The sequence below is a fragment of the Chrysiogenia bacterium genome (assembly GCA_020434085.1).
GTDB lineage: Bacteria > JAGRBM01 > JAGRBM01 > JAGRBM01 > JAGRBM01 > JAGRBM01.
In genome coordinates this window covers 1-7,610 of the sequence record JAGRBM010000086.1, presented here as the reverse complement: position 1 = coordinate 7,610, position 7,610 = coordinate 1, and the positions used below count along the sequence as shown (strand labels likewise).

The window sequence follows — 7,610 nt, the reverse complement described above, 5'->3', positions numbered from 1 at the left end:
TTAGGCTCTGGCTCAGCTGCATCCAAGTCGGCTGATTCGCGACCTCAACTTGCAGCTCGTCGCCGTCAATGAGCTCGGGATCCGTCGCAACCACGGTGTAGGTGTAAAATGTCTCTTCTACTGCAGAAGGGGGGTTCAACTCTCCGGTAATTTCTGGAGCAGTATCCGGTTGCACAGCGATGTCAAATGGAGGCAGGGAGGCCGTGGCCATGTCACCGTCCTCTACAGAAATGACGATCCCTGCGTACGTTCCCACCTCACCTAGCCCGGGAGTTCCTGTGAGAGCGCCCGTGCTTGAGTTAAAACTGGCCCAAGCCGGCTGATTTTGAATGGTAAATAGCAGCGTATCTCCATGAATCTCATCCTCATCCCATGCACCGGGGACGAAATTGTACGGTTCATCTTCCAATACACTTGTTTCTGGGTCGCCGCTGATAGTCGGAGCGGAGTTAACGTTGACCACGTAGATTGAAAGCAAACCAGTTTGGCCAAAACCTCCTCTTTCATCCATCACCGTAATTTTGATATTGTCATAAGACAGTTCTGCATCTGCGTTACCAGGGACTCCCCACAGTCTTCCCGTGGCCTCATCGAACTCGGCCCACGCTGGCTGTCCTTCAATGGCATAAAACGGGAGATCACCGTTCCATGCATTCGGATCGCTTATCAGGGGCATGAACTCATAGAGCACACCTTCCGCAGCACTCGTGCTGGGCCCATTCATAAACTGCGGCGCCACGTTGTTGACACCTACGAGCCAGTCCACTGCTTCGACTGCAATGGTGTTTGTCCAGTCCTCATTGCCAATGGAAATTACTCGAAGAGAGGCATTTTGCGCCGACACGTCAAGCAGGTCCGAAGGCAACCACTCGAGTTCCAGCAGTTCTCCGTCACTTGAAATTGACACTGGCCCTGTGGAGCGAACCACTTGGCCATTCTCTCTGAGTTCCAGTCGCGCAAATGCTTCGCTCGTTTGCCCCGCCAGTGCAGATGCAAGTGCCACGCGATAAATCTGGCTGCCTTGAAGGCTGAGTTCCGCAGGTACTGCGCTGAACGCAATATCCAAATAGCCCTCATCGAGTAGAACCGTCGCGTTCCATTCGATTGCTTCGACATCGGGATGGTCGCGCGGCGCTGGACCAGAGGCCACCCAACTCTCGGCGCGACAATGTACATTTGCGCCACTCTGATCGGAGAGGCTCGCTGCGTCGAAACTTGCTGATCGAATACCCTCCTCTACGACCTCTGTGTACCCAGGATCAGCAATCGTGTTGAAATTGCCCCCCACGCTTTCATAGGCTTTTGCACCTGCCGTATTTTGCGCTGCCCCGGTCCCGGGGATGATGTGTGTCCTGCACTCCTGCAAGCCGGGACCCAGCACAAGTGGCCCGGGCGGCATGCCAAAATCAACGCCTATCTGCGCCCAGGCTGTAGCAGGATCGGTTGTGTATTCGATTGCCAGGCCATCAGCTTCGTCTGCATCATTTTCAATATAGGAGAGCACTGCATTCTCAGGCGGGTAGCTCTCCACATGAGTAATAGCTGCAGGTTTCATCCGTATCGTTGACTCTCCAACACTGAGCAGAACCGCTTCGCCATCTGGTTGATCTGGTGAATCAACGATCTTGTCGAGCTCTGCTTCTCCGTGCTCGTAGCTCCAAACAGTGGTGGGCGGCAGTGCCACGTTCCAATCGACGCCCAGCTCTTGAGCTGTTCGAGTGGACCAGCTCACCCAATCCAACGAAATCGCATTTTGGGTCGCCTGATCGGGCAGGGCTGAAACACGCAAGGAGATGTCGCTCGCCAGAATATTGATTACATCATCGTCCGAATAGGAGGGATTCTGCAGAAGAGTCACAGCCTCCGGACAGCTCAAGATGCTCGCCGCGTCCCACACGAGCTCGACGTCCCGCTCCCCTTGATACCAAATTCTCTCATTTCCTGATGATGCGACCACGCAGTCATTCACGAGAACTTCGAGTAGCAACTCCGGGACGTCCTCCCGACTCCCGGTACTGGAGCGCGTGCGCACCGACATCGCTTGCAGTCCCGCACCCTGAGCCAACGGCTCGACCGGGCTGCTAAAGCCGAATTCGACAAACGGGTCCAGATTTTCATCGTTGGCGGCAACCCACTCCACCGCACCGACTTCGAGCGCATTGTCCCCCGTTGAAAACCCGACGATTCGAACTTCCGCCCGGTTCCCGTAAGGATCACCTGGATCGGCCAGTTCACTGACCTCCCAAGCAAACGTCTCAACCACTTCATAGTCGTTTACCTTCGCGGTCCATTCGGCTGAACCGATTTCAATCGTACCTCTAGTCGTCCAGTCGCTGTCGGCGTCACCGTATATGCGAAGCTCAACATCCGCCCCGGTGGGATCAGCGAGTGAGTTCGCGCCCCATGTAAGAGATGCAACCAGCCCCTGATCCTCAGTCTTGGCAATCCATTCGATTGATCCAATGCGCATGGTGCCGGATGTTTGCCCACTCGGCCCATCAGCTGTAATCGAGACCCGAACCCGCACATCGGCGCCAGAGGGATCATTCGGCAAATCACCCGCATTCCAGGTCAGAGAAATCACCTGGGCGGTAAGACCCGAGATATTGATAGGCCCCACCGATGCAACAGTCGTTGCCCCATCCAGTACCTCAATCGTGTATTCGGAGTTGGTGTAACTGCCGGTAACAGCGATATCCTGTAGTTCGACCCGAACCTCCTGGTTTCCAGGGCCCGCCAGAAGCGGCGCCGTCGGGGTCGGGAAGGATACTTCCACGCCAGTGTCCGCAACGCCGTCAATCGGCTCCATCCACGAGGCGTCGGTATCAGCCAGTTCGGCCAGCCCGTCAGTCGCATAGGTAAGATTGATGGGGTTAAAGACCTCGTCGGGATGCAGCGACTCTGATCCAATGTACTGCGACAGACTGGTATCACTGCCGACCGCGCGCTGAACCTCCGTAGTGCCATCCACGCACTCCCACAATTCGAGCCTGAATGTCGCCGTGGGCGACGTTCCGGCTTCCACGTGTTCGCGCAATCGCACACGAAACTGCTGAAGGTTGCTACCCAGCGATAGATCATTACTGGGAGTTGGAAAGGAAAGACTCAAATAGGTATCGGCATCCCCGTCTGAGGCAGTCAGCCATTGGAAATCGGAACTGTCAGGCGACTCCTTAACGTATACGATCCCACCCGTCACCGGGTCGAGGTTCTGGGAATCCAGAATTGTTTCCGGGGCCAGCGTTTCTTCCACCGTTTCGACCGGCAAAGCCTGGCGGCTTCCCTGACGGATCAATGTGCTGGGCTGGCCAGGGTCACCTTGTCGCCAGAGCTCAAACTGATATTCTGGTGACCCGGTCCCGGACTTGCGGAGCAAGGCGCTAATCTCCTGAACATTTGCAGTCTCGTCCAGCAAATATTCCGACGCTGGAAATGAAACCCGGACGTCGCGGTCATTGTCGGCCCGGACCAGTGCATTCCATTCGACACCGCCGAACGCCACCGTCGAGCGCTGGCCACCAGGACCACCTGAAGCATTCCCCTCTGCATAAAGTGAAATGCTGGCATACGGTGGGTTTGTGAGAAGGTCTGCATCCCATGTCCAACTCACCACTGTTGGATTACTCGGGACATCAATCCAGTTCGACGATGTAATGAAGCTCCCTCCCACTTTCAGCCTCAAACGAACGCTCGGCGTACGGCTGCTACTGCTTGGGCTACGCGACACAAGCACGCGAAATTCCTGAAGGTCTGGCCCTGATTGCAAGCCATTTCCAGGGTAGGGAAAAGACACTTCAACATAGGTGTCTGAACCATCATACAGCGGCGCCATCCAAGACGCGCTTGCATAATCTGGTGCGTAGAGATCTGGATCTTCGACAAGATCGGCAAGTCCGTTGGTATCATCCAGGTTCCCTGAATCAACAAGCGTCTCGGGTGGATAGGTGGTTGCGACCGGCGGGTCGATGGGCTTGCTCAACCACTGATTATTCTCATTGTCCTGAATGACCGTTACAGAGGCCGGGTCAAAATTGCCATCCAGGATCTCCTCTGGCGCAATTGTCGTGGACTCGGGGGGCAGTGCCACCGGCAGCCACTGGTCATCCCCCTGGGTCTGTGCATCCTGGACACTGCCTGAATGATTTGAGCTATCGAGGATCGAACTGGCTGAGTACGTCTGTTGCGCCAGAACGGCAGTTACTCCAGACATAGACGTGACGGCGGCTGAAAAAAGACAGACGATTACCTTGCGCATGATGTTCCCCTACCCGAATGCGTTCGGGATCGATCTAGTCTTCATGAACCAGATTTAATGCGCGGGGTCAAACTTTGTGCTGTACCAATTTGCGACGCTTTTTGTCTAATTGGACAATTCTGGGCGCGGAGATGTTCCAAAAGATAAGAACAAGCAGCGACTAACTAGCGGAAATACTGAATGTTTAGTTCCAGCACACATTTTCTCGCGTTGGACCTGTAAACTCTTGTGCAATGCGCAGCTTTCAACGCAAAAATCGCCCTGGGTAACCGGTCAATCGGGTTCGGGCCTTGAGCCTTAGGATTATCAGATGACCAAGCCTCAGCGCACTGCAGGCCAGCCGTCTAAGGTGACCAAAGAGCAACCCAAAACGGCTAGGATTGCGCCTTCGGCATCACCCAACTTGTCCGATACGACTATTGTGTCAGGTAATTGCCGTTACAGGACAAACCGGTATATCGATCAGTCTACGCCTATTCTAAGCCTTCTCTGGTGTCGTGTTCCGATACGGGAAGCGAATTCAGCAGCTCTCCCAGATACTCCCGCACCTCCGGCTCCTGCATCCGCCGCGTTATCTCCGGCTTTCCAAGAAACTTCGAGAGCTCGGCCAGGTCGCCCGCGTGGAGTTTTCCGGTCTGCATGAGCTCCAGGAATTCCTCGGGCACGCGCGGCAGGACGTGCTCTCTGAATTCCTCGACCGTGACGCCTTCGCGGACGCACTGATCCACCAGGCTGAAGAGGCGTTCGAGCTCCTTGACCGTCTCGGGCGTGAGACCCGGCACGGCGGGGGTGGCTCCCGACAGGGGCGCACTCGCCCGGTCAGGTTGGGGCGCGCCGACTCCCGCACCCATGACTTCGCTCTGGAGCTTCTCTTCGCCATAGCGCAGGAAGCTGGAAAGCACGCGCTCCAGGGACTGGCTCACCTGCGCGCCGGCGCGGTCGAAGAGGTTGTTCTTCTCCGCCACTTCTCCCGCGGTCGGGGCTGTCAGTGCGAGGACGTCACCCAGATCATCGATCTCCTCATCTTCCTCGTCACCTGTAAACTCGCCGGGCATCTCGGGAACCGGCAGTCCGGCGCTACGAAGTTCGTTGGCAATGCCGACCAATTCTTTCAGATTGCGAAGGCTGCTGCGGAAGTGATCCTCTTTTGGGGGAGGCACGTTGGTGACAGGAACCGGCGCGGTGCGCTCGGTGAAGCTCCGACCGACCAGCTCAAAGAGCGCTGTGTTTTGCTGGGCCAGGATGCCGATGAGCGTCTGGAGGGCCGGGTCGGGCTGCGGAATGCGCGGCACAGGGGGCGGCGGAGTCGGCGCCTGAAGCTTCGCCGTGAGGATGGTGGTCAAATCCCCGCGCAGGCTTCCCACAAGCTCGGCCATTGGCGCCATGGCCGCTTCCACGGCACCCTGAACGATCTCGCCCACGGGAATCACAGGGGCCTCGGCGACTGGCGCCATGAAGTCGTCTTCGTTGAGAATCTTCTCGTCGGGCACGTGGTCGAAACCTTCAAGGTCGCACGAGCCCGAGCGGCTGTAGCGCCCCTGGTTGCGCAGCTCCCACTTGTAGGTGCCGTTGCCGAACTGGTCGCCGATGACCTCTGCGGCGGTTAGCCCCTCCTGCGCCATCCAGTCCTCGATGGGAATGGGGCGCAGCTGTTTCCACGGCTCGCCGCGGCGCCGGCGCTTCACACTAAGCGTGAGCCGCCTGGCCTGATCGCGGCCGCCCAGCGACTCGATAATCTTGGCGAGGGTCTCGTCCTCGGCGCTGTGGAGCTTTGGTGCAGTTTCCACACTGGCGGGTACTGGGTTGGGCAAAGCCGGCGCAGCGGGAAGAGCGGCAGTCGCCGCCTTCGGTGCCGGTGGAAGTGTGACCTTCGGCAAGGGCGCCGCAAACGGATAAGACGGAGTCTCGTCCTCCCAGTCTTCTACGTCCGCTCCCTGCGTCTCTTCCAGACTCTCGAACCCTGAATCTTCAGACATGCCAGCACCTCCGCTTGGGAGACGCCCAGGGCCCGCGCAATGGCGCGCACTTCTTCGATGGAGGGATTCACGCGCCCGCTCTCGATCTTCGAGAGAAGCGGCCTGCGAATCCCGGCCTCAAAGGCAAGCTCCTTCTGCTGGATCTTGCGGCGGATGCGAAACTCCGCGAGTCCTGGCGTCCCTTTCATGGATTCAAGAATGCGCGGGGGAGAGGTGAACAAAAATAGACCTTGGGTGGGCACCGGGCGGTGAAGTCATTTTCAGCGGGGCGAGGACCGGCGCAGATCCGTTGCATCGAAGAAGCTCACCTTGCGCGAGCCGGCACATTTTTCTGCTCAACGGTCGACGGACCGTCCGGCACGCCGCACTCCGACGAGCCCAGGAATCCCGGCTTACGGGGCGCGATCCGAAGGGGTCGCCAGACAAGAGCCCCGCGCGGGCCGGGGGATCGGCTACTTTTTCGGCCTTCGGGAGCAGCGGGCAGGACCGAGAGCGCGTTTCCCGGCGGCAGTCAAACCTCAGAATACGAGCACCTTCTCCGCCCACTGCGTCCAGCCCGTAAGATATTCCAGAGTGCCGCGGCGCGTTCCCTCCGCGAGCTCGCTGTCGGTGATACCCCGCGCGTCCATGCAGGTGCCGCACACGCCGATCTCCCCCTTGTGGCGCGAGACGATGAGGAGCATTTGCTCCAGGTTGTAGTAGCCCTGGGGAACCTTCTGGTCCTTCTTCGCGCAGGCGGCGGCGTCGCCGATCAGGAATACTTTTACTTCCTCGCCTTCCTTGCGCGAGAGCGCACCCGCCAAGCGGAGGGCGTTGTAGCTGCGCTCGGTCCCGTAGGGAGGGTCGTTCAGAATGAAGAGCGTCTTGCTCATGGGTCGCTTCCTTTCGCGGTCAAGGATACCCGCATCGGGGCTTTCCCAATATGATCACAGCTACCCATGTCTGGGACTTGAACACAGTATCAGGTCCACCACCGTCACCACTCCACCACTTGACGCCCCTGCCGATTCACATCATGGCCCTGATATCGTTCAGCAATTCGGCAAATGCTGCCGAAAATTTCCTGGAACCTCCGGAAACAAGCTCCACCACTGCTCCACCACAGGGCCACCACTGCCCCACCACGTAAGTACTTAATTTTATTCTAAAAGTACTAAAGTGGTGGAGGTGGTGGGGCTTGAAGTGACGTCGTACCGTGAAAAATGGGGCCGGAGAATACGGGAGTACAAACTACCGGATTTCCGGTAGTTGCACGAATATGGGTTCGCTGTTACTCAATCGTACCTATGCCGCGAGGAGCCGGGTTAGTACATTGTCCCGGACTTCCCGCCATTTTTCTTCCCCGCCTGTTTTCACAAACAGATTGAACGGAAACCGGT

4 protein-coding genes are annotated in these 7,610 nt (G+C 57.7%); all 4 read right to left on the bottom strand.

The features are described from left to right. A partial coding sequence (locus KDH09_03040; protein MCB0218645.1) for a hypothetical protein occupies window positions 1-4,255 on the bottom strand: 4,255 nt, incomplete at its 3' end. A 473-nt stretch (window positions 4,256-4,728) separates the two neighbouring features. Continuing rightward, a complete protein-coding gene (locus tag KDH09_03035) occupies window positions 4,729-6,042 on the bottom strand; it encodes a hypothetical protein (GenBank protein ID MCB0218644.1) in 1,314 nt (437 codons plus the stop codon). Between the two features lie 134 nt (window positions 6,043-6,176). Then, a complete protein-coding gene (locus KDH09_03030) occupies window positions 6,177-6,419 on the bottom strand; it encodes a helix-turn-helix transcriptional regulator (GenBank protein ID MCB0218643.1) in 243 nt (80 codons plus the stop codon). Between the two features lie 330 nt (window positions 6,420-6,749). Next, entirely contained in the window at window positions 6,750-7,103 is a 354-nt protein-coding gene (locus KDH09_03025; GenBank protein ID MCB0218642.1) for a DsrE family protein, read from the bottom strand. Window positions 7,104-7,610 lie beyond the last annotated feature (507 nt).

Bases quoted from the DNA above. Each gene is read 5' to 3' on its own strand.
- KDH09_03025 (MCB0218642.1), bottom strand. From the start codon at position 7,103: ATGAGCAAGACGCTCTTCATTCTGAACGACCCTCCCTACGGGACCGAG.
- KDH09_03030 (MCB0218643.1), bottom strand. From the start codon at position 6,419: ATGAAAGGGACGCCAGGACTCGCGGAGTTTCGCATCCGCCGCAAGATC.